The following is a 20,957-nucleotide window of genomic DNA, read 5'->3' as shown; positions in this document are numbered from 1 at the left end:
GCCATCACTGCTGAAGGTATAGTCGTAGTCCGCTCCAACCTCCGCACCCGCAAAGGTGAAGCCCACCGCTGTCTCGTTCCCCGTGCCGATTGGGTCCTGGTCGATCGTCACACTGTAGCCCGAAGGGACAGCTGTATTCTTTGTTGCAGTATCCGTGACCGCACCACCTGTACCGTTCCCGTTGGTCAGGGTCACGCTAAGGGTGATCGTGCCGTCGCCAAGGCCGCTAAGGTCGATGCCCGTTATCTGGTCCGTCGCAGTTGCTATGGTACCGTTGCCGGTGACGTTAGTGCCCCCGCCATCACTGCTGAAGGTATAGTCGTAGTCCGCTCCAACCTCCGCACCCGCAAAGGTGAAGCCCACCGCTGTCTCGTTCCCCGTGCCGATTGGGTCCTGGTCGATCGTCACACTGTAGCCCGAAGGGGCCTGCCCAAACCCTAAACCAATGCCTAAAAGAAAAAAAAGAACAAAGAAAATGTATGCACGACCCGAAGTGGTCTGCGGTAGATTTGAGGTTTTTTTACACAAGGTCGACATCACCAATATAATCAGTTTCAGTTGGGTTAAACGCAATGCTTAAGTAGGTGATCTGGGAACTACCAATATTACAAAAAAGGCAAGGAAGTTCCTTGCCTATTAGTTTAAATCTCTATTTATTCGGATAAACTGTTTTTCTTTTTTAAGAAACTGTGGCAGAACTGGTTTCGGCCTCGCGATGAATTTTTTTCACCAAACCTTGCAACACCTTGCCTGGCCCCACTTCCACAAAAGATGTCGCCCCATCTTTTACCATTTGTTGTACGCTTTGCGTCCACTTTACGGGGGCGGTCAATTGCAATATTAAATTCTTTTTTATTTCCTCGGCATCGGACACCGCCGTGGTGGTCACATTTTGGTAAATAGGACAGCTCGGTGCCTTAAATTCCGTGGATTCTATGGCAGCGGCCAATTCTTCACGAGCAGGCTCCATTAATGGAGAATGGAAAGCTCCTCCAACGGGCAACAACAATGCTCTTCTGGCTCCGGCTTCCTTCATTTTTTCACAGGCTACGTTCACAGCGTCAACGTCACCTGAAATTACCAATTGCCCTGGGCAGTTATAGTTCGCTGGAACCACAATACCTTCAACCTCAGCACAGATTTTTTCAACTACTTCATCTTCCAAACCTAAAACGGCAGCCATAGTGCTCGGTTGGATTTCGCAGGCCTTTTGCATAGCAAGTGCTCGTTGCGAAACCAATTTTAAACCGTCTTCAAAATTTAGGGTGCCATTGGCAACCAATGCAGAGAATTCACCCAAAGAATGACCAGCAACCATATCTGGTTTAAACGTATCTCCCAACACCTTGCTCAAAATTACGGAGTGCAAAAAGATAGCCGGCTGGGTCACCTTGGTCTGCTTTAGATCTTCGGCAGTTCCTTCGAACATGATATCGGTTATGGAAAACCCAAGAATTTCGTTGGCTCTTTCAAAAAGTTCCTGTGCTTCGGAGTGGTTTTCGTAAAGGTCCAAGCCCATACCTACAAATTGAGCTCCTTGTCCTGGAAAAATATATGCGTTCATAATTGTCGAGTTTTTTTGAGTGGGACAAAAATAGGGAATATTCTTCGATGGCTTTTTGAATGGTTGGATGGTTGGAATACTTGGTTGATTGATTGGATTCCTCAGAACCTCAAATCCATTACTCTTCTTTGAACCAACTGGAATATTTCACATAATTATTGGCAATCCGATCTATTTCTCCAGATGATAGTTCGGGGCTGATGTCCTTTATTTTCTTGGCGGGCATACCGGCATAAATACTCCCGGCCTCCACATGGGTGCCCGCAGTAACCACGGCTCCAGCAGCGATAATCGAGTTGCTTTCCACCACACAACCATCCATAATTATGCTTCCCATGCCCACCAACACATTGTCTTTTAAGGTGCAACCATGCACTATGGCATTGTGACCAATGGAAACATTATTGCCAATGGTAGTCGGAGATTTCTGATAGGTACCATGAATTACCGCACCGTCCTGCACATTGACCTTATTGCCCATTTTAATAAAATGGACATCGCCACGTACCACGGCGTTAAACCATACACTACATTGGTCGCCCATGCTCACCTCGCCTACGATGGTGGCGTTTTCGGCGATAAAACAATCTTTTCCTATTTCTGGGGATTTTCCCCTCACGGGTTTGATAATCATTCTGATGTGTTTTGAGATTTTGTAAAAGCACACTCGACCTTGGTCGATGTGACAATTTATTGAAAATACGACAATAGATCTGCTTTTTTGGAAGCAGAAACGGAAAGTTCCTTACCGTTGGAAAGTACTACACTTCCTCCCTTCCCTTTTTTATATTTTATCACTTCGGTAACATTGACCAAATAGGATTTATGGATACGGGCAAAAGAATAGGGCTGTAAGGCTTCCTCAAAATATTTTAGGGTTTTGCTCACCACTATTTTTTTCTTTTCCAGATAGATTTCGGTGTAATTGTCATCTGCCTTGCAGAAATAGATATCCGATACATCCAGCACTTGGAAACCATCTTGTTGGGGCAGGGTTATTTTTCCTTCTGCACCTACATGTTTGGCTTGGAGCACTTGGCCTTCCAGGGCATTTTCTTTTTCTTTAATGGCCCTAACATAATCCACTGCTCTGATCAATTCATCAATATTGATGGGTTTCATTAAATAGTAGGCAGCATGATGGTTCAAGGCATCCATCGCATATTGATTATAAGCCGTCACAAAAATGGTTTCGAAGGTTCGGTCCGGTATTTTATCCAACAGGTCAAAAGCATTGCCAAAAGGCATTTCCACATCCAAAAACACCAAATCCGGTTGATGCTTTTTAATTTCTTTCAAACCCTCTTCAATGGTTGCTCCTTCACCAAGCAAAGTGATGTTTTCACAATATTTCGCCAGATAGTTCCGAAGGATTTCCCGACTATTGGCTTCATCTTCCACAATGACCGCTTTAAGTTCCATCATTGTTTTTTAAGTTTTAGGGATACTTTGGTTCCTGTTTTGTCCTCATTTAGGTCAGCAATGGATACTTCCACTCTATTCTTATACATATCGTTCAAGATTTGGATTCGCTTTTGAATATTGCCCATTCCCTTGGATTTTTGTTTACGCTGATTTGTAGTTTTTAACTCAGCTGATTTTTTCCTTCCGATACCATTGTCCTCAATACAGATTTCAAGCATATCGTTCGTCACTTGCCGAACCTTGATCTTTAAAAATCCTTTTTCTTCCTTGTAACGGAGTCCGTGCCAAATCGCATTTTCGATATAAGGCTGAAGCAGCATCGGTGGGATTTGGAATGCATCGACATCTATTTTTTTATCCACCTCGATTTCATAATCAAACTTATCCGAAAATCGTGAATGCTCCAATTTAACGTAGAGCTCCAACAGCTCCAATTCTTTGACCAACGGAATAAAATCCTCTTCGGAATTTTCGAGTACACTGCGCATCAACACAGAGAACTCGCTCAAAAAACGGTTGGCACTCCGCTCGTCGCTCTTGGCGATGAAATTGTTCACGGAATTGAGGGCATTAAAAATAAAATGAGGGTTCATTTGAGTACGCAGCGACTTCAATGCCAAAAGATTGTTGGCCAGTTTTTGCTGCTTGTTACTTCGATAATACAAAAAAGCTGTCAGTGCCATAAGGGTTATCCCGAATATCAGTGAATAAATAATCCATTTTTGACGCTTGCTGGTCTCTTCGTACAATTGTTGTTCGGTTACAGCCAAGCTGTATTTACTCTGACTGAGTTCCCGTTCTTGCTCCAAACTGGAGATACGGTTTTGAGTATTTGCTATCTCACGATTAAAACGTGCCGCTCTTGATATTTCTTGTTCTTTTCGCACATACAAACTATCCACCACGGCCACATAATCCTGATAGGACTCCAAGGCTTTGGTGTAATCGCCCTTATAACGATACACTTCAGATAATTTTCGTGTCGCATCCTTTTGAACCACCAAATCATCATCCTTATCTGCCTCAACAATACTTTTTTCGAGATATGGTATGGCCTCGTCCAATTTATCCTGGGCGATATAGGCATTGGCTATTTTATAATTGATACGCTGTGAGGTTACGGTATCCCTTGCAGAGATTCCCTGTCCCACGGAAGCAACACTAGATTTTGAGAGTTGTTCCAGCTCATCCAAGTTTTTTTTACGCAGTTGGATCTCGTCATTGTATCGATTTTTTTGATTGTAAAAATCCGCTACCTTTTCGCTTTCCTGAATCAATCTTTCCGGTGCCACTTTTTTGGAAAGGTTCAAAGAATTTTGATAAAAACCTTCCGCCTCAATTACTCGGTCCTCACTAGCAAAGGCATCAGCTATTTTGGAACTTAAATCTATTTCCTTTGGAGATATCTGATTTTTTTCTGCAATAAGAAGCCCCTCTTGATAATAGTCTTGCGCTTCTTTAAGGTTGGACAATTCTTTATTGGCATCGCCCAGTGTTTCGTAAAGTTCCACTCGTTGATAAGGCACCATGTTTTTTACTTCAACCAATGGTTTCAAAATGGAAATCGCACTTTCATAATTGCCATTCCGTACATACGCTTTACCCAACAACAATTTGGTTCTGTTGGATTCTTGAGCGGCCAAAGCATCCTTGAAATTGGTGATAGCCAAATCATACTGTTCATGATACAAATAAATTTCACCAAGGGTTCGCAGCGAGGATGACAGTTCTCGTTTGTTTCCCGTACTTCCGAGAGGTTCCATGGAACGGGCGATAAAATCAATGCTTTTCTCGAAATCCGTTTTTTTATAAAAGTTGGCCGAATCCAAAAAGCGCTGGTGATCCATACGGGCACTTCTTGAACTGGAAGCTACACGCTTTTGCTTTTGTTCCGACCTTGAACCGTCATAGCCCTCAACCAATACATCCACATCCTCCCCTGACTTGATTCGGTAACGAACGGTTTCCAGTTCCGGCCCCTCAATAATTAACATATCACCTATGGATGCCTTAATGGTAAATTCCCCCAGGCCGTTGGTTCTGGTATATTGTCCCTTATCAGTAGAAACCTGAACTCCAGAAATGGGGATATAGTTTTCCTTTCCCTTAACGGAACCCTTGATTTCCATCTGCCCTTGCGCATTTCCAACTTGCGCCCATGTGCTCAGGGAGGTCATCAATACCAATACTAAAATGTAGGCCTTGTGAATCATAACTTAGGTAAACATACTGCTTCCCAAGCATTTTAAAAAATAGGGCATTGTCTAATTATGCTGAAAAACAGTACGGTTTTACCTCCTCACGAAGTAATCGGGCAAGGTTACTCATTTAAAACGCCGTGTTGCTCATTCTAGGTTTTTATTGATAAAAGTTGCAGATACATTTACCTCAACATTAAAAATTATTGCATCATGAAACATATGAATTACATATTGGGCACAGCACTCCTACTATTTATGACAGGAACGAGCTATGGTTGTAACCTAAAGGCCCATACCAAAGAGAGAACAACATTAACAACCATCTATATTGTCAAGAAACCAGCAGAGCAATATGTTAAAATTGCACTGTTATTGGATACCAGTAACAGCATGGATGGTCTCATCAATCAGGCCAAAGCTCAATTATGGGATATTGTAAACGAATTTACCCATGCAAAATGTGGCACCAATATTAGACCCACCCTTCAAATTGCACTTTATGAGTACGGGAACGACAACCTTTCATCACAGGAAGGGTACATTAGACAGGTTTTAGGTTTCAGTAATGACTTGGATGAAATTTCCGAGAAACTTTTCTCTTTGTCTACCAATGGCGGTGAAGAATATTGCGGACAAGTAATCCATACTTCATTAAAACAATTGGATTGGGGCAAAAACGCCGATGACCTTAAAATGATTTTTATTGCAGGCAATGAACCTTTTACCCAAGGAAAATTGGATTATAAAGATGCTGCCACCAATGCACAAGAAAAAGATGTGATCGTAAACACTATTTTTTGTGGCAATTACGACCAAGGCATCTCCACCATGTGGAAAAAAGGTGCTATGCTAACAGGTGGGGAGTATATGGCCATTGACCACAACAGGCAAGTGGTTCACATAAACACGCCTTATGACGATATCATTATCCAATTGAACTCCAAATTGAACAACACTTATATCTCTTATGGTTCTATTGGGAGGCAAAAAAAGGAGCTTCAATCCAGGCAAGATGCCAATGCCGCCGAATTGGAAGAGGTTGTGGCCGTAAAACGTGCTGTTAGCAAAAGTTCCAGATTGTATAAAAACTCTCAATGGGATTTAGTGGATGCTGCAGAGGACGACGAATCCATTATTTCAGAATTGAAGGATAAAGAACTACCTGAGGAACTTCAAGGGAAATCCGAAAACGAAATCAAGGCCTACATAAACAAAAAGAAAGCGGAACGCCAAGAAATCCAAAAGAAGATACAAGAACTCAATGCTAAACGCGAGGTTTACATTGCCGAGCATCAAAAAGAAGAAACAGGAGAGCTTGAAAATGCCATGCTATCGGCCATAAAGGCCCAGGCTTCAAAGAAAAATTTTACTTGGGATTAGTATGAAAGTGTGTCACATCGAGCGAAGTCGAGATGTCTTAAAAGTTCTCGACTGCGCTCGAACTGACATCTGAACATTCAACATGCTTCCAAAAATTAATTATTGGCCGCCGGGCAATAACAATCGTAGCGCTTACCTTGATCGCTCTGTCCAAATTCGTAGCCCAAGGTAATTTGATGAAAACCGCCATTATCAAAACGAATATCCCCTGATTGGTAGGAATAGTTATAAGAGAACATGAACCTGTTTACATTCACCCCAATAATCGGAGTGAACAATTGTAAACGTTGCTCTCCAAACTGGCCATTGGATTGGAACTGCGCTCCATCAAAACTACGACGGTAAGACAATCCGGCCCAAACGGTACCGAAACTCACATCACGATATACTTTGGCATTCAGGTCCACGGTCTTCTCTTTGGTAAAATCCGTCATTTGGAACAAAATGGATGGCTCTATTCTTGTTTCCCTGCCAAAAACATATCCTACGGAGAATAAATAACGCCTTAAGTTATCAAACTCTGCAGCGGTATATAAATCGCGGCCACTACCCAAAACATTTAAAATGGCGGCATGGGCGTAGAATTCAAATAAGTTATAAGAAACTCCAAGGTCTACATTAAAATAACTTGTAGTGTTTTTTACTCCAGTCACCACGGGATCCGGAATTACAGATCTAAATTCGCTTTCATCCAAACTGCTTAAAATAACGCCTGCACTCAACCCAAAAGATAGTTGGTTGAGGGTTCTAAAATCGCCTCCCATTTGTAAATGGTGCGCATAGGTTGCTTTAAAACCTGTTTGTGAATGGTAGCCGTTGGAATCGTTAAAAAGTATGCCCCCTATTCCACTACGCTCGCCAATCCTGGAATTAATGTTCAAGGTTTGCAAGCTTGGTGCCTCGTCCACATTAAACCATTGTTTCCTCGCCGTAAGACGAATTTTGGTTCCCTCAGCAATACCTGCCATGGATGGGTATACCAAATAATAATTGTCCGCCAAGTAATCAAAATACACGGGAATACCTTCCTGTGCCCGGACCATGGACCCAAAAAACAGGGTTATAATAATTGAGGTTAAGATACGTCTCATTTGACGACTGGGGCTAATGGTTATTGAATTCAATAAAACAATAACATAACGGTATGCTTCACACATTATTATAATATTTTGCTACACATCTTAACTATTGGTATTTTTGCATTAAATATTCAAGATGAAAGAATACAATATTACGGTTGTTGCAACGAACAACCCCAAGATAATAAAGTTTGAAGCCAACCATTTTTTGGTCAAGGGCAACTACGAATATAAGAACATAGATGAGGCCAAAGAATCGCCATTGGCTCAACAACTTTTCTACCTACCTTTTGTAAAAACCGTTTACATTGCCAGTAATTTTGTGGCCTTGGAACGTTTTGATATTGTGGAGTGGGATGACGTAAAAGACGAGGTAGCCCAGCAATTGGTGGAATACTTAAATGTCGGTGAACCGGTAGTAAATGAAGGTGAGGTTAAAAAGAAGCAACCTATTACCGTTTATGCAGAGGTTACCCCTAATCCTGCGGTGATGAAATTTGTTTCCAATAAACGAATTGTTCCCAATACCTACGAGTTTAAGAACATTGACGAAGCCAAGGATTCTCCTTTAGCCATCGAATTGTTCCACCTCCCCTTTGTGAAGGAAGTTTTTATGGACGAAAACTATGTTTCCGTCACCAAATACGAGGTTGCTGATTGGGAAGAAATCAACATGCAGCTACGTGAGTTTATTAGGGATTACTTAGCCGATGGAAAGGAAGTGGTTACGGCTGAATCCATCCAAAAAAGCAAGGAAACTGTGGAGCAGAAGGCCACCCAAACCAATTACGATGATACTTCCCAACAAATCATAGACATTTTGGAAGAATATGTAAAGCCTGCCGTTGCCAGCGATGGTGGAAACATTCGTTTCCAGTCTTATGAAGAGCAAAGTGGCACGGTGAGCGTTATCCTTCAAGGAGCTTGCAGTGGCTGCCCATCGTCCACCTTTACCCTTAAAAATGGTATCGAGACCATGCTAAAAAACATGATGGGCGATAAAATCAAGGAAGTTGTTGCGTTAAACGGATAATTAACTTCGTTTTACTACCATATTCCCATCAAAATTTGTTACTTTATAGGGAATCAAAAAAACATTGACCATGGCAGTTTTAAAAGTTATTGAAGTATTGGCGAATTCTAGTAAAAGCTGGGAAGATGCAACAAACAAAGCATTGGAGCAAGCCTCAAAATCCGTTAAAAACATTCGTTCCATCTATATCAACGAGCAAAGTGCTACGGTTAAAGATGGAAAAATTGATGACTACAGGGTAAACGTAAAGATTACCTTTGAAGTACAGTAAAAATTTAAATAAAAGGAAATGCGTCCCTCAGTGGGCGCTTTTTTTTATGTCCAAAATGCCGAACTTATGAAAAAAGCGCTTTTCTTCATTCTTATTGGAACCGTAATACTGGGCTGCAAACAAAAAAAAGACGAAGTGATCCACGAACATACCAACGCACTAATTAACGAAACAAGTCCATATTTACTGCAACATGCCCATAACCCCGTTAATTGGGAGGCATGGCACCCCGATGTGTTGGAACGGGCTCAAAAAGAGGACAAGCTTTTACTTATAAGTATTGGGTATGCTGCCTGCCATTGGTGCCACGTGATGGAAGAAGAATGTTTTGAAGATAAGCAAGTAGCCCAATTGATGAACGAGAATTTTATCAATATAAAAATTGACCGAGAGGAACGTCCCGATGTGGACCAGATTTATATGGATGCCATTCAAATGATCTCCGGTCAGGGAGGATGGCCCTTGAACATAGTTGCCTTGCCCAATGGAAGGCCTTTTTGGGGCGCCACTTATGTTCCCAAGGACAACTGGGTAAAATCCTTGGAACAACTGGCTGACCTTTATAAAAAGGACAAACAAAAGATTACCCAATATGCCAATGACCTGGCCAATGGACTCCAAGCCATCAACTTGGTGGAAAACGATACGGATAGTGAGCTTTATTCCCTAACGCAATTGGATACCGCAGTAAATACTTGGACGCAATATTTCGACACCTTTTTGGGAGGTTATAAACAGGCACCAAAATTTATGATGCCAAACAATTGGGACTTTTTATTACACTATGCTACATCGACCGACAATGCCGAGATCATGGAGTTTGTGGACACTACCCTTACCCGAATGGCCTACGGTGGTATTTATGACCATTTAGGTGGTGGATTTTCCCGATATGCTGTAGATACCAAATGGCATGTACCCCATTTTGAAAAAATGTTGTATGACAATGGCCAATTGGCAAGCTTATATGCCAAGGCTTATGCGGTGACTAAAAACGAATTGTACAAAAATGTGGTCACCGAAACCATAAACTTTGTTCAAGAAGAACTTTTGGACGAGAGCGGTGGATTTTATTCCTCCCTGGATGCAGATAGCCTTGATGATAACGGTAATCTAGAGGAGGGCGCCTATTACGTTTGGACAAAAGAGGAACTCACCCATTTATTGGGTGATGATTTTGAGGTTTTTCAGGATTATTTTAATATCAACTCTTATGGACATTGGGAGGAAGAAAACTATGTGCTCATCAGAGACAAATCCAATGAAGAAATAGCGGAAAAATTCAAGATTGCAGTTCCTGAATTAAAAGCTAAAATAAACGAGAACCTTGCCCTGCTCAAAAAAGCAAGGAACAAACGTGCCAAACCACGATTGGATGATAAAATCTTGACTTCTTGGAACGGTTTAATGCTGAAAGGACTTGTAGATGCGCATCGCTATTTGGGCGAGAAAGGATACTTGACTTTGGCCATTAAAAATGCAGAGTTTCTTGAACGGGAAATGATGAAGAAGAATGGTTCGCTCTACAGAAACCATAAAGAAGGAAATAGTACCATCAATGCCTTTCTAGATGATTATGCCACCGTAATTGATTCCTACTTTTCATTATATGAGATTACTTTTGATGAAAAATGGCTCAATTTGGCCAAAAACCTACTGGATTATACCAAAAAACACTTTTGGGATGTGGAATCAGGTATGTTCTTTTATACTTCGGATGAAGACCAATCATTGATCAGAAGAACCATAGAAGTCGATGATAATGTGATTTCATCCTCCAACTCTTTGATGGCCAATAATCTATATAAATTCCATAAACTGTATCCAGACGAAACCTATGGGGAAACCGCCAAACAAATGCTCAAAAACGTTCAAAAGGATTTTGAAGGTAGGGCTCAAAGCTTTTCCAACTGGTTGCATTTGGCGCTATACCTTAACCAAAACTTTTATGAAATAGCAATTGTTGGCGAAGATTACAAATCCATAGGACAAGAAATCAGTAAAGTATACATCCCCAATAGCATTTTGGTGGGTACCCAAAAAGATGCAAACATAGAACTACTGGAAAACAGGGACGTACCCGGAAAAACACTTATCTATGTATGCATTGAAGGGGCCTGCAAACTACCCGTATCAAACCCTGAAGAAGTTCTGAAACAGCTAGCGAATTAAAATTTGTTTAAAAACCTTTTCTTTTATTTCATTTGAATATTAACTACGTTGTTATTTAAACAATAAAACTATTATGGAAGAATTAGAAAATTATCAAGATTACATAGACCAAGCAGTAGAATGGTCCTTTAGTGTATTGCCAAACCTTATTACGGCAATCATTACTTTTTTTGTCGGTGTTTGGGTTATCCGATTGATCAATAAAATGGTCCGCCGATTTTTTGCCAAGAAGGATTATGATGAAACCTTGGAATCATTTTTACAGAGTTTTATAAGTGTTATACTTAAAGCTTTGGTGTTTGTCTTAGTGGTCACACAATTGGGCGTCAAAACCTCATCATTGGTTGCCCTGGTCGGTGCTGCTGGTCTTGCCATTGGCTTGGCCCTACAGGGATCGTTGGCCAATTTTGCCGGAGGTGTGCTCATTTTAATCTTTAAACCTTTTAAGGTGGGTGATTTTATTTCCGCCCAAGGAGTGGACGGAACCGTAAAGGAGATTTCTATTTTCAATACCAAGCTGAGTACGTTCGGTAACCAAATTGCCATTATCCCAAATGGACAGCTTTCCAATGGGAACGTAATCAATTATAATATGGAGAATACCCGAAGGGATAAATTTGATGTAGGCATCGGCTATGGGTCCAATATTAAAGAGGCTAAAGAAATTCTTTTAAAGATTTGTGCCGAAAATCCCAGCATTAATACCGAACCTGCCCCCGAAGTATACGTAGGTGAATTGGGTGATAGTTCTGTAAATCTGACATTGCGCTTTTGGGCAAATACCGATGTTTTTTGGCCAGCACATTTTTATGTGATTGAACAAACAAAACTACGTTTTGATGCTGCAGGAATTGAGATTCCATTCCCACAACGGGTAATGCATAAAGCTGAAATGGATTAATTTTTCTTCTTTTTTTGCTGAAGAACAAAATCTTTGAGGTAATAAGGTTCAAAATAGGCCACATCCTCAAATTGTCTGGATTCATACTTTTTTGAAGCCATAGTAACCATATCCTTAGCTGAAGGAACCATAGATTCATCAAAAATAAAATTGGGGTGTTGCAAGACACCCCTACATTTTTCTGCACCACTACCCACTACATACACCTTGTCCTCGCCAAGATATTCAACAAAGGATTCCTCATTGATAATCTCTGCACGGGTTTCCCGTACTTCTTGATAATTGAAATCGTAAACACAGGAATACACTTCCATACGTCGGGCATCGAGCACTGGTATTACCAATTCCCCAGGTTTTAAATCCACTTGATGTGCTATGCTCTGCAAGGTGGGTATGGAAATCAACGGTATGTCCAAGGAAAAACAAACTCCCTTTGCCGCTGACACTCCGATACGGAGTCCGGTATAAGAGCCCGGCCCTTTGCTTATGGCGACGGCATCGAGGTCCGAAAATGACAAAGAAGCCTCTTTCAAGGCTTCTTTTATAAATACGTGTAGTTGTTCCGAGTGCGAATAACTCGCTGCGTTATTTTCTTTTAGGACAATGATTTCATAATCCCTTGAGATGCTCACAGAGCAATTGGTTGTTGCAGTTTCTAAATGTAGTATTATGGCCATAGCGGCCACAAAGATACTAGTTTAAAGCAATGGGTATACCAAAGTAGAACTCCAATATTTTTAATCGGAAAATGTAGTTGTACTTGGTACGGATTACTTCTGCCTGTGCATTTTCGACCCTAGCTTGTGCCTGACTAAAGTCAAATGCGTTCATTAATCCAACATCATAACGTTCTTTGGCATATTCATAAGACAAACGCCTAGCTTCCAAAGTTTTTTCCGCTGCAGTATAAGCCTTTTCAAAAGTACCTACATCTACATAAGCCTGCTGAATGGTATTCTCTAGATCAAGTTTATCTTGCTCCAACTGCAGCCGTGCCTTCTCTAAACTGATTTTAGATCGCATTACGTTGTTGCGCGTACTCCACCCATTAAAAATGGGAATGTTCAACTGTGCACCGTAACTAATACCATCAAAAATCCATAACTGGTCCGTAAAATTGGGCGTATAGACCCCACCATTTCCATCAGGTATAGAGGTAACATCGGAATATCGTGTTCCGTATTGAAAAAATCCCGATAAAGTAGGCAGGTAAGCGCCTTTAGCAATCTTGAGATCTTCTTCGGCCAAATCTACATTGGATTCAGAGAATTTGATATCTTTCCTAAAGCCCAATGCCTTATCAAAAATTACCTTTGGTGAGTTTTTAAGAATATCGGAAGGTGGAATATCGAAATCCTCTTCTGCGATATCAAAGTTCTCGTAATCGGTAATCTGAAGCAATTGTGCCAGATTTACCCTTGCGATCAGCACTAAGCTTTCACCGTTGATTATTTGCTGTTCCTGATTGGCTGCGGTTGCCTCAATCTCCAACAAATCACCCTGTGGAACAACTCCAGATTCCACCAACTCCTTTGTTCTTTTTAGGTCTTGTTCCGTAACTGCGTATTGTGCTCTAAAGGTTTTAAGTTGTTCTTTATTGGAAACCACCTGCAAATACGCATTGGCCACATTCAACCGAATATCGTCCTTTAAATTATCCAAACGGTATTGGTTGGCTATAGCGGTCATCTTGGCCCTGTTCAATTGGTGAATATTGCGGAGCCCATCAAACAACGTAATGTTGGAGCTGACCCCCATATTCACATTAAAAGCGGTACTATTGGTGGGTAAGTTATTTGTTGGATTAATGGAGAAACCGGTATTGCTCGACACCGATGTTGAACCATTTAGGTTAGGAAGAAAATTTCCCACGGCATCGGATTTATCAATTTTGGCATTCTCCAGATCTAGTTCAAATTGTTCTACGGTCAAGTTGTTCTCTACTGCATATTCCACACATTCCAAAAGTGTCCATTTACGCATTTGTGCACTGGAAAAGGTAACGGCGAACAACAGTAATACTATCGTTATGCTATTTTTCATTCGTTTTTTGATTTTGGTTGTTAAAATGATGGTCAACATGGCTTAATCTTCGTCAGATTTTTTCTCAAGCTTGTTCCAAACTTTGATTTTATCATCTTCACCAATCCCTGAAACTATTTCAACATCTATACCGTCACTTACACCCAACTCAAGATCTCTACGCTCAAACTCGTTCTCCCCCACTTCTATCTCTACGTAAGGTTTTTCCGTTTCTTTGTCAAATTGAAGCAAGGCCTCTTTTAAGGAAAGTACATCTTTCTTCTCCTCTAAAACAATGGAGGCATTGGCACTGTAACCCGCTCTTACATATGAAGTACTATCGGTATCCTTCACAGCTAAATCACCTTCGATTTTAAACTGAACAGCCCCTTCTTCCTCTACACCTTTTGGTGCAATAAACTTAAGGTTAGCATCAAATTTTTGTTCCTCCAAAGCTCCTAAACTAATTTCCAAAGGCATTCCAACATGTAGTTTTCCAACCTCAGCTTCGTCAACTTCTCCTTCAAATATCATTTTGGACATGTCAGCGATGGTTGCAATTGTGGTACCTTCATTAAAGTTGTTACTTTGGATTACTTGGTCTCCCTCTTTTACAGGAATCTCCAAGATAGTTCCGGAAACCGTGGCCCTAATATTGGTGTTTGCACTTGCTGAACCACCAGCAGAACCTTTTCTGATAATCTGATAATCGGCCTGCGCATTTTTTAACTCTTGCAAAGCTTGTTCGTAGGTCAATTTCAGGTTGTTGAAATCTTGGTTTGAAATCACACCTTTATCGAACAATGTTTTGTTCCTGTCGTATTCCAACTTGGCATTGCTCAGGGCCAATTCAGCATTACGAACCCTACCTGCTGCTTGGTTCAAGGATTGCTCATTGGGAACTACCTTAATTACCGCGATAAGATCTCCGGATTGTACCCGTACTCCTTCTTCCAAAAGGATTTTATCAATAATCCCGGATATTTGAGGTTTGATGTTAATTTCATCCTCAGGAATAACTTTACCGGTAACAATTACCTTATTTACTATATCCTTCCGTTCGGCTGTTTCGGTCTTATACAGCTCTGCAGGAGTACTGTTCTGCTTTAAAAAGTAGACTACCGCGGCCAAAATACCTATGACCACTACCCCTATCAATCCGTATTTTACATACTTGTTCATTATTGCTTATTTGATTTCGTTATTTAATTGTGTTGATTATTATTCTTCTCTTAATGCGTCTATGGGTTTTATTCTTACAGCTCGATTGGCCGGCAATAGACCAATGAGAACACTCAGTCCCACCATTAAAACAAATGATACGACAAATTGAGGTACACTGATCATTGGTTTTACAAATGGAAAATCATCCCCACTGCCCCACATGGCATTTACAATGGACAATATCCCTACCGCAATGGCAAAACCAACTAGGCCAGCAAACGCCGTCAATACAATGGCCTCCACAACAATCTGACGTTTTACTATTTTGGGTGTTGCCCCCAAGGCCCTTCTTACTCCTATCTCCTGTGTGCGCTCTTTTACAGTAATCAAAAGAATATTACTGATGGCAATTACACCGGCCAATAATGAAAAGATTCCAACAAAAAATGAAAATCCTTTTAGAACCATGGTAAACGCAGAGATATTGTTGAATATTTCGGACAAATCGAAGCTACCAATAGCACGTTCATCATCTGGATGGATATCGTATTTGGCCTTTAAAATGTCTTTTATTTGTTTTTCAACGACTTTCACTGGAGTGCTTTCTTCCACAGCTATGGCCATCCAACCCATTCTATCCCCGGTATTAAATGCTTTTTGAAAGGTCGTAAAGGGAATAAAAACTGCATTTTCCCCATCAATATTGATGTTATTGTTTGGTTTATAAATTCCAACTACCGAGAAATAAATACCGTTTATACGAATGTCTTCACCTATGGCTTTTTCACCTTTATCAAATAGGAGTTTATAGGTTTCCTCCCCAATCACACATACTTTTTTTGAACCTTCAATATCCGTCTGGTTCAAAAACCTACCTTCCACTAATTTCTTTTTGGTGATATTATCTATTTCCGGAAAGTCACCATATACTGCCGAACCACTGGTTTGTCCATTTCTGTAAACGGTTACAACACCTCGATGGTTACCCAATTCGATTCGAGGGGCCAATACCTCAATTTCCGGAATCTGTGTTTTCAGGATGTTCGCATCTTCAAGTTTGAATCGGATTCTTCTTCCCCGCTCAAAACCTTTGTAAGGTTCGGAGGTTGACTGTCCCCAAACAAACAGGCTGTTCGAAGCTGTTCCAGCAAAAAGTTTATTAAATCCATTGCTCATGCCATTGGCCGAGCCCAACAACAACACCAAGATGATCATAGCGAAGATAACTCCAAGCATGGTCAAGAAGGTCCTCAGCATATTCTTGCCAAGTGTATGAAAAATCTCTATCCACAAATCTTTATCAAATAACCACATAATTATTTATCACTTAGTGCAACAATGGGTTTAACGTTAGCGGCCTTCATAGCCGGCAACAAGCCCGCCAATACTCCTGCAATTATCAAAACAATGGTAGCAGTAATCACCACAGAAGCACTGACCGATGGATTACTAAAGGCCGGTGTCTGTATCGTAGGGCCTATGGCAGCCAATATCATCCAAGCAAACAACAATCCCATAAAACCTGAAATTGACGTAATAAAAACTGACTCCAACAATACCAAGTTGATAATTTGACTAGGCCTTGCACCGAGGGCTTTTCGCACTCCAATTTCTTTTGTTCTCTCCTTGATGGTAAACACCATGATATTACCTATGCCCACGATACCGGCAATGATTATTAAAAAACCGACACCTATACTGACTCCTTTTAAAACAGCTGTAAAACTGCTGATGTTGTCAAATGCCTCAGCGTAATTAAATATATAAAGGCCGGATTGATCCTCTGGATCAATTTTATGTCGTCTCTTCATTAAATCCTCCAATCTACTTGAAAATTCCAATGATGTAGAAATGTCATAGGTTGGATTATAGGTAAGGGCAATCATGTTGATATTATTGGTATTCCCATAAATGCGCTGATAAGTGCTTATAGGAGCATATATTCTTCTTTCGGCATTATCATCACCATCGTCTGTAAAGATTCCGATGACCCGAAAGGGCAGCCCATTGAATTCAACAAATTTGCCCAAAGAATCTTCATCTTTAAAAAGGTCTTCTGCCACTTTTCTGCCAATAACCGCAACTTTGGCTTTGTTAACAATATCTGCCTCATTAATATACCTACCAGCAACCACCATTGTTTTTTCTATTGCCTGATGGTCGGGATGGATTGCCTGCACGGAATATGATCCGGTCTCATCCTTGTACCTTGCAGTTGTGTTGGTATAATATCTAGCACTGATATACTCAACATCCTCGGGAAAGCTTTGTTTAATGTATTCAATATCATCGTTTTTCAATTGGATTCGCCTTCCTTCCTCAAAACCGCCATAGGCTTTGGAAGTAGTTCCCGGACGTATAAAAATAGAGTTGGTGGCGTCATCGTTGAATTGGTTGTAAAAGCCATTTTCCATGCCATTTACGGATGCGAGGAGCATCACTAATATAAATATGGCCCATCCAACAGAGAAACCCGTCAGAAATGTTCTGAGCTTATTGGTCTTCAATGTATTGAATATTTCCTGCCAAACGTCCCTATCAAACATATTGTTCTGCTCTTACTTGTTCGATTTTTTTATCTTCTACGATAATACCATCTTTTAAGTGTACTATACGTTTGCACATATGTGCTATATCCTCCTCGTGGGTAACCACCAAAATGGTATTCCCGTCATCGTTAATTTTCTGGATAAGGTCCATTACCTCGTAAGAAGTGGTACTGTCCAGTGCACCTGTAGGCTCATCGGCCAAAAGAACTTTGGGCTCAGCAGCCATGGCCCGTGCAATAGCCACCCTTTGTTTTTGTCCGCCAGAAAGCTCACTTGGTAAGTGGTCGGCCCATGGTTTCAGGCCTACTCTCTCCAAATATTTCATTGCTTTTTCCTGACGCTCCTTTCTTGGTACTTTTTGATAATACAATGGAAGCGCCACATTCTCTAAAGCACTTTTATAATTTATCAAATTGAATGATTGGAAAATGAATCCCAAGAACTTGTTTCTATATTGGGCCGCTTTGGTTTCACTCAGGTTTTTGATTGGCACACCATCCAAGGTATACTCACCGGAATCTGCGCCATCCAACATTCCTAAAATGTTCAACAAGGTAGATTTTCCTGATCCTGAAGACCCCATAATGGCTACAAGCTCGCCTTCTTCTACTTTAAAATTTATCCCTTTTAAAACATGAAGGACATTACTCCCCATTTTATAGGATTTATGAAGATCTTTGATTTCTATCATGATTGGTGATGTTAGCTATCTTACTTTTACCTCTGCTAGTAAGACATATATGTTGTTAAAATGTTACAAGATTTTTTTACTTTTTTTCTTTAAGGTGATTTTTATGGACTATTCTTCTGCCAAAGCGTTCCATACCTTCACCTTGTCATTGGATGATATTCCTGACTTTATCTCTACAAAGATACCGTCACTAACACCAAGCTCAACCTCTTTTCTTTCGAATTGCTGATCAGCTGTTTGAACCTCCACAAAAGGTTTTTTAGTGTCGTCATCAAATTGCACCAAGGCTTCTTTTATGGCCAGAACACTATCGGCACGAGCCAAAATAATGGAGGCATTTGCACTTAGTCCCGCTCTTATAAATACCGTATCGTTCTTTTTTAAAGTTCCCTTTATTTCAAATTGAATGGCGCCGTTTTCTTCTTTTCCTTTCGGAGCGATATAATCCAACACTGCATCAAAAACACGATTTTCTATGGCTCCAACCGTAATTTCCAAAGGAAGGTCCTCTTTTATTTTCCCAACTTCGGATTCATCTACCTTTCCCTCAAAAATCATTTTGTCCACATCGGCAATGGCAGCTATGGTGGTTCCTTCGTTAAAGGTATTACTTTCAATCACCTGGTTTCCAACTTCCACTGGCACTTCCAAAACCATTCCGCTCACCGTGGCCCTGATCATGGTATTGGCCGAACTGCTCAATCCACTTGTGGTTCCTGTTTTTACAATGTCGTGGCGTTTATTGGCTGCGGCATAGGCCTGTTTTGCTTGATCGTAGGCTACTTGGGCCCGTTCCAAATCAGTTTTGGGAACCACCCCTTTTCCATATAGTGTGGATTGGCGTTCGTAATTACGCTTTTGATCGTTAAGATTGATTTTGGCCTCGTCAATAGCATTTTTTGCATCATTGAGAGCAGATAAATTGGGTACTACCTTGATTTTAGCCAAAAGGTCGCCCGATTTTACATAGTCTCCTCCTTCAACAAAGATTTCCTCAATTACTCCTGAGATGTTGGGTTTTATCAATACTTCCTCCAAAGGAAGAATGCTACCCGTCGCCACGGCCTTTTTAACAATGGTCTGTGTGGAAGGTGTTTCTGTCTGATATACTACCGGGTCCTCAGAGTTTTTCTGGTACAGGTAATACATGGAGCCACCGAAAACTATTAGGATGAGCAACAAGATAACAATGGTTACCGATTTTTTCATTTTAATTGATGTTATTGATTGATTCTTTACTTATTATTCTGTTCGCAATGCTTCAATTGGTCGTACCCGTATAGCGCTTTGTGCCGGTATGAAGCCAGCTAAAAGGCCGGATACCATTAAAATGGTCAAGGCTCCCGTTACCACACCTACACTTACACTTGGACTCATAAACATGTCCACCGGCCCAACACTGTCCAACAGGGAGTTGATTCCAAATATGACCAATGACCCCAATATGACCCCCACCATACCCGAAATCAAGGTTAAAAAAATGGACTCCATCAAAATCTGTTTTTTTATGGACCAGGGTTGTTCGCCCAAAGCTCTGCGTATTCCAATTTCCTTGGTGCGTTCCTTCACCACAATGAGCATAATATTGCTCACTCCGATAATGCCCGAAAGCAATACCATAATACCTACGATATAGGCTACTGCCTTTAATGCCCCAAAGAGACTTTCTACTCGATTGTATTCTTCGTAGAGGTCAAAATAACCAACGGCTCTTGTGTCTTCGGGATGTACTTTGTGACGTTTCTTCATTACATCGACAATTTTATCCTTGAGTTGGGAAATGGAACTACCGTCGTTTGCCGTAATGGCCATCCACCCCACATCTTCCCCGCGATTAAATGCTTGGGAAAATGAAGTAAAGGGCACAAATATTTCTTTTTGACCCTCTTCACCACCCCCGCTGGTATTCTTTTTATAGGTTCCAATAACCATAAAGTTTACGCCTTGTATTTTGATATAGGTCCCGAGTGCATCTTCATCCTTATCGTACAGGTCATTTTTCACCCCTTGGCCAATTATGGCCACTTTTCTTTTTTCGTTAATATCGTTGTAGTTCAAAAATCTTCCCGAAGTCACCGCCATAGGGTCCTGGTTAATAATCTCTGGATAATCACCATACACATTATAGGCTCCGGTTCTAATGCCTCGAACCACATTATTGTTGCCCCCAAAACCACCAAGTTGATTTCTTGGCGAAATAAACCGAAGATTGGGCACATTATCCCTTAGGGCTTGAACATCATTTATCTTGAACTCGAAGCTTCTGCCTTTGGGCAAACCTTCGTAACCCTTGGTCGTAGCCCTGGTCCACATAAACATAGTATTGGTGGCAATGTTCCCAAAATCCTGCTTAATACCGTTCTCCAATCCTTTTCCGGCAGCAAGAAGTACAATAAGGATAAAAATACCCCAGCAAACCCCAAAAGCCGTAAAGATGGTACGCCATACATTGGTCGTAAGCACCTCTATAATTTCCCGCCATCTATCTTTATTGAACATATCAGC

The 20,957-nt window shown here is 41.0% G+C and carries 19 protein-coding genes; 5 read left to right on the top strand and 14 right to left on the bottom strand.

What is annotated here, in order from left to right; translation table 11 throughout:
* From ACQQ5U_RS11050 to ACQQ5U_RS11030, 5 genes are all read right to left on the bottom strand, one after another.
* Positions 1-573, bottom strand: a 573-nt coding sequence (locus tag ACQQ5U_RS11050) for a hypothetical protein (RefSeq protein ID WP_437397505.1), incomplete at its 3' end; no start/stop codon positions are given.
* Positions 574-679: 106 nt separating this feature from the next.
* Positions 680-1,564: an ACP S-malonyltransferase gene (fabD, locus tag ACQQ5U_RS11045; protein ID WP_437397503.1), complete on the bottom strand. Its 885-nt coding sequence runs from the start codon at positions 1,562-1,564 to the stop codon at positions 680-682.
* 118 nt (positions 1,565-1,682) lie between these two features.
* On the bottom strand, positions 1,683-2,198 hold the full coding sequence (locus tag ACQQ5U_RS11040; protein WP_437397501.1) for a gamma carbonic anhydrase family protein: 516 nt from the start codon (positions 2,196-2,198) through the stop codon (positions 1,683-1,685).
* Positions 2,199-2,254: 56 nt separating this feature from the next.
* A complete protein-coding gene (locus ACQQ5U_RS11035) occupies positions 2,255-2,986 on the bottom strand; it encodes a LytR/AlgR family response regulator transcription factor (protein WP_437397514.1) in 732 nt (243 codons plus the stop codon).
* On the bottom strand, positions 2,986-5,202 hold the full coding sequence (locus ACQQ5U_RS11030; protein WP_437397499.1) for a tetratricopeptide repeat-containing sensor histidine kinase: 2,217 nt from the start codon (positions 5,200-5,202) through the stop codon (positions 2,986-2,988). The genes ACQQ5U_RS11035 and ACQQ5U_RS11030 overlap by 1 nt, the downstream gene beginning before the upstream one ends.
* Before the next feature lie 198 nt (positions 5,203-5,400).
* Between ACQQ5U_RS11030 and ACQQ5U_RS11025 the strand changes: the two genes are divergently transcribed.
* On the top strand, positions 5,401-6,570 hold the full coding sequence (locus ACQQ5U_RS11025) for a VWA domain-containing protein (protein ID WP_437397497.1): 1,170 nt from the start codon (positions 5,401-5,403) through the stop codon (positions 6,568-6,570).
* Positions 6,571-6,665: 95 nt separating this feature from the next.
* On the opposite strand, the gene ACQQ5U_RS11020 is transcribed toward ACQQ5U_RS11025, so the two are convergent.
* On the bottom strand, positions 6,666-7,661 hold the full coding sequence (locus ACQQ5U_RS11020; RefSeq protein ID WP_437397495.1) for a PorP/SprF family type IX secretion system membrane protein: 996 nt from the start codon (positions 7,659-7,661) through the stop codon (positions 6,666-6,668).
* Between the two features lie 124 nt (positions 7,662-7,785).
* On the opposite strand from ACQQ5U_RS11020, the gene ACQQ5U_RS11015 reads away from it, so the two are divergent.
* The 4 genes from ACQQ5U_RS11015 (at position 7,786) to ACQQ5U_RS11000 (ending at position 12,026) form a co-directional block, all read left to right on the top strand.
* A complete protein-coding gene (locus tag ACQQ5U_RS11015) occupies positions 7,786-8,682 on the top strand; it encodes a NifU family protein (protein ID WP_437397493.1) in 897 nt (298 codons plus the stop codon).
* A gap of 70 nt (positions 8,683-8,752) precedes the next feature.
* Positions 8,753-8,953, top strand: a complete 201-nt coding sequence (locus ACQQ5U_RS11010; protein ID WP_127136558.1) for a dodecin family protein — start codon at positions 8,753-8,755, stop codon at positions 8,951-8,953.
* 66 nt (positions 8,954-9,019) lie between these two features.
* Positions 9,020-11,125 (top strand): thioredoxin domain-containing protein, encoded by a 2,106-nt coding sequence (locus ACQQ5U_RS11005; RefSeq protein WP_437397491.1) that lies wholly within the window; start codon positions 9,020-9,022, stop codon positions 11,123-11,125.
* A gap of 73 nt (positions 11,126-11,198) precedes the next feature.
* The gene (locus tag ACQQ5U_RS11000; protein WP_437397490.1) at positions 11,199-12,026 is read left to right on the top strand and encodes a mechanosensitive ion channel family protein; all 828 of its coding nucleotides are present in this window, start codon (positions 11,199-11,201) and stop codon (positions 12,024-12,026) included.
* On the opposite strand, the gene tsaB is transcribed toward ACQQ5U_RS11000, so the two are convergent.
* The 8 genes from tsaB to ACQQ5U_RS10960 all read right to left on the bottom strand — a co-directional run bounded on the left by tsaB (position 12,023) and on the right by ACQQ5U_RS10960 (position 20,951).
* Complete coding sequence (tsaB, locus tag ACQQ5U_RS10995; protein ID WP_437397489.1) at positions 12,023-12,703, bottom strand: tRNA (adenosine(37)-N6)-threonylcarbamoyltransferase complex dimerization subunit type 1 TsaB; 681 nt, start codon at positions 12,701-12,703, stop codon at positions 12,023-12,025. The two genes, ACQQ5U_RS11000 and tsaB, sit on opposite strands and share 4 nt — an antisense overlap.
* Before the next feature lie 16 nt (positions 12,704-12,719).
* Positions 12,720-14,069, bottom strand: a complete 1,350-nt coding sequence (locus ACQQ5U_RS10990; protein WP_437397488.1) for a TolC family protein — start codon at positions 14,067-14,069, stop codon at positions 12,720-12,722.
* 42 nt (positions 14,070-14,111) lie between these two features.
* Positions 14,112-15,230, bottom strand: coding sequence for an efflux RND transporter periplasmic adaptor subunit (locus ACQQ5U_RS10985; protein ID WP_437397487.1), 1,119 nt, complete (start codon positions 15,228-15,230; stop codon positions 14,112-14,114).
* A gap of 39 nt (positions 15,231-15,269) precedes the next feature.
* Positions 15,270-16,526, bottom strand: coding sequence for an ABC transporter permease (locus ACQQ5U_RS10980; RefSeq protein ID WP_437397486.1), 1,257 nt, complete (start codon positions 16,524-16,526; stop codon positions 15,270-15,272).
* Between the two features lie 2 nt (positions 16,527-16,528).
* The gene (locus ACQQ5U_RS10975; protein ID WP_437397485.1) at positions 16,529-17,758 is read right to left on the bottom strand and encodes an ABC transporter permease; all 1,230 of its coding nucleotides are present in this window, start codon (positions 17,756-17,758) and stop codon (positions 16,529-16,531) included.
* Entirely contained in the window at positions 17,751-18,452 is a 702-nt protein-coding gene (locus ACQQ5U_RS10970; RefSeq protein WP_100817242.1) for an ABC transporter ATP-binding protein, read from the bottom strand. The genes ACQQ5U_RS10975 and ACQQ5U_RS10970 overlap by 8 nt, the downstream gene beginning before the upstream one ends.
* A 108-nt stretch (positions 18,453-18,560) precedes the next feature.
* Entirely contained in the window at positions 18,561-19,661 is a 1,101-nt protein-coding gene (locus tag ACQQ5U_RS10965) for an efflux RND transporter periplasmic adaptor subunit (protein WP_437397484.1), read from the bottom strand.
* Positions 19,662-19,694: 33 nt separating this feature from the next.
* Positions 19,695-20,951 (bottom strand): ABC transporter permease, encoded by a 1,257-nt coding sequence (locus ACQQ5U_RS10960; RefSeq protein WP_437397483.1) that lies wholly within the window; start codon positions 20,949-20,951, stop codon positions 19,695-19,697.
* Between the last annotated feature and the right edge of the window lie 6 nt (positions 20,952-20,957).

It is taken from the genome of Flagellimonas lutimaris (genome assembly GCF_051494225.1).
Lineage (GTDB): Bacteria > Bacteroidota > Bacteroidia > Flavobacteriales > Flavobacteriaceae > Flagellimonas > Flagellimonas lutimaris_A.
The sequence above is the reverse complement of the archived record's forward strand: the minus strand, read 5'-3'. Positions and strand labels throughout refer to the sequence as shown.

Excerpts from the sequence above, each read along its gene's own strand:
- ACQQ5U_RS10975 (WP_437397485.1), bottom strand. The coding sequence starts at position 17,758 with ATGTTTGATAGGGACGTTTGGCAGGAAATATTCAATACATTGAAGACC.
- ACQQ5U_RS11010 (WP_127136558.1), top strand. The coding sequence starts at position 8,753 with ATGGCAGTTTTAAAAGTTATTGAAGTATTGGCGAATTCTAGTAAAAGC.
- ACQQ5U_RS11020 (WP_437397495.1), bottom strand. The coding sequence starts at position 7,661 with ATGAGACGTATCTTAACCTCAATTATTATAACCCTGTTTTTTGGGTCC.
- ACQQ5U_RS11040 (WP_437397501.1), bottom strand. The coding sequence starts at position 2,198 with ATGATTATCAAACCCGTGAGGGGAAAATCCCCAGAAATAGGAAAAGAT.
- fabD (WP_437397503.1), bottom strand. The coding sequence starts at position 1,564 with ATGAACGCATATATTTTTCCAGGACAAGGAGCTCAATTTGTAGGTATG.
- ACQQ5U_RS11025 (WP_437397497.1), top strand. The coding sequence starts at position 5,401 with ATGAAACATATGAATTACATATTGGGCACAGCACTCCTACTATTTATG.
- ACQQ5U_RS10970 (WP_100817242.1), bottom strand. The coding sequence starts at position 18,452 with ATGATAGAAATCAAAGATCTTCATAAATCCTATAAAATGGGGAGTAAT.
- ACQQ5U_RS11030 (WP_437397499.1), bottom strand. The coding sequence starts at position 5,202 with ATGATTCACAAGGCCTACATTTTAGTATTGGTATTGATGACCTCCCTG.
- ACQQ5U_RS11005 (WP_437397491.1), top strand. The coding sequence starts at position 9,020 with ATGAAAAAAGCGCTTTTCTTCATTCTTATTGGAACCGTAATACTGGGC.
- ACQQ5U_RS10960 (WP_437397483.1), bottom strand. The coding sequence starts at position 20,951 with ATGTTCAATAAAGATAGATGGCGGGAAATTATAGAGGTGCTTACGACC.
- tsaB (WP_437397489.1), bottom strand. The coding sequence starts at position 12,703 with ATGGCCATAATACTACATTTAGAAACTGCAACAACCAATTGCTCTGTG.
- ACQQ5U_RS10980 (WP_437397486.1), bottom strand. The coding sequence starts at position 16,526 with ATGTGGTTATTTGATAAAGATTTGTGGATAGAGATTTTTCATACACTT.
- ACQQ5U_RS11035 (WP_437397514.1), bottom strand. The coding sequence starts at position 2,986 with ATGGAACTTAAAGCGGTCATTGTGGAAGATGAAGCCAATAGTCGGGAA.
- ACQQ5U_RS10990 (WP_437397488.1), bottom strand. The coding sequence starts at position 14,069 with ATGAAAAATAGCATAACGATAGTATTACTGTTGTTCGCCGTTACCTTT.
- ACQQ5U_RS11015 (WP_437397493.1), top strand. The coding sequence starts at position 7,786 with ATGAAAGAATACAATATTACGGTTGTTGCAACGAACAACCCCAAGATA.
- ACQQ5U_RS11000 (WP_437397490.1), top strand. The coding sequence starts at position 11,199 with ATGGAAGAATTAGAAAATTATCAAGATTACATAGACCAAGCAGTAGAA.
- ACQQ5U_RS10965 (WP_437397484.1), bottom strand. The coding sequence starts at position 19,661 with ATGAAAAAATCGGTAACCATTGTTATCTTGTTGCTCATCCTAATAGTT.
- ACQQ5U_RS10985 (WP_437397487.1), bottom strand. The coding sequence starts at position 15,230 with ATGAACAAGTATGTAAAATACGGATTGATAGGGGTAGTGGTCATAGGT.